Annotated in this window: 1 protein-coding gene; it reads right to left on the minus strand. The window is 40.7% G+C overall.

What is annotated here, in order from left to right; all coding sequences use genetic code 11:
- Positions 1–60 precede the first annotated feature (60 nt).
- On the minus strand, positions 61–1,092 hold the full coding sequence (locus PSI06_RS20960; RefSeq protein WP_273605071.1) for an IS110 family transposase: 1,032 nt from the start codon (positions 1,090–1,092) through the stop codon (positions 61–63).
- Between the last annotated feature and the right edge of the window lie 90 nt (positions 1,093–1,182).

The following is a 1,182-nucleotide window of genomic DNA, read 5'->3' on the forward strand; positions in this document are numbered from 1 at the left end:
CTTAATGCTCTATCTTGGCTTGTTCAATTCTTCTGCTTACTGATTTTTTATTCTTTTACTTTAGGCTGTCAGTGCTGTTGGCTCATAATTCGTTCCTTTTTTAAGTAAGGCATAAGCTGTTCTCATTGTTTTGTTTGCTAATGCAATCGCCGCGCACTTAACCCCTTTTCTTATCAGCAGGCTTTTTATCCATCGTTCTTTTTCAGTCGAGGCCTCTCTGTTTTTTAATTTACTCACTATCGAGCGAGCGCCTAAAAATAGATTTCGCCTTAATGCTCCACCTCGTCTTTTAGGTATACAGCCTATCTTTGCTTTACCGCCTGTCGAATGCTGTAGCGGTGTCACTCCTGCACACGCCGCAGCACTCCTTCCATTGCTAAACTGTGTTGTGTCACCTAAAAAAGACAAAAGCTCGATAGCAGTGATTGGGCCGACTCCTTCGAGTGCCATTAAGCGTTGACAGCCATCATTTTGTTTTACAATACGCTCGATTTGTTTTTGTAACTCTACTTTGTTGTCACACTGCTGTTGATAAAGAGCGTAAGTCAGCGCAAGCGCATGCTTTAGTTCTAATGGCAGCGTGTTTTCTGCATCTTCTAAAATATCGGGTATGGCTGCTTTAAATGCGGCCTCACTTTGGTTAATGACAATACCAAACTCAAGGAGTAACCCACGTATTTGGTTTGATAATTGAATCTTTTGTTTATCCGCTAGCGCCCGAACCTTACTAAGAGATTGCAATGCTTGCTCTTCGATAGAGAGAATTTTACAGGTGCGAACATTAGGGACTTTACTAGCAATGGCTATCGCAATAGCATCGTTTGCATCTGTTTTTTGACCTTGTCTAAATGCTTTAACAAATAACGGGTCAAGCAACATAACTTTATGACCAAAAGATTGCGCAGTGCGTGCAAAATATTGAGCGCTTGCGCATGCTTCCATAGCAACAACGGATGGTTTAGCTTTAACTAATAACTCAAGCAATGCTCTGCGGCTAGCTTGTTTATTAGATTTAAGTTTACTGCCTTGAAACTGCGCAACTTGGAAAATATTTTTTGCTAAATCAATAGCAATTAAATTAGACTGTGCCATGTATGGACTCCTTAATTGGTAAAAGTTGTTTTGCAATTTCTTTATACCGTACTCTCCCGTTAATGGGGAGGAGTCCATACATCTGCTACG

Source organism: Pseudoalteromonas sp. GABNS16E (assembly GCF_028598715.1).
Taxonomy (GTDB): domain Bacteria; phylum Pseudomonadota; class Gammaproteobacteria; order Enterobacterales; family Alteromonadaceae; genus Pseudoalteromonas; species Pseudoalteromonas atlantica.

Excerpts from the sequence above, each read along its gene's own strand:
- PSI06_RS20960 (WP_273605071.1), bottom strand. The coding sequence starts at position 1,092 with ATGGCACAGTCTAATTTAATTGCTATTGATTTAGCAAAAAATATTTTC.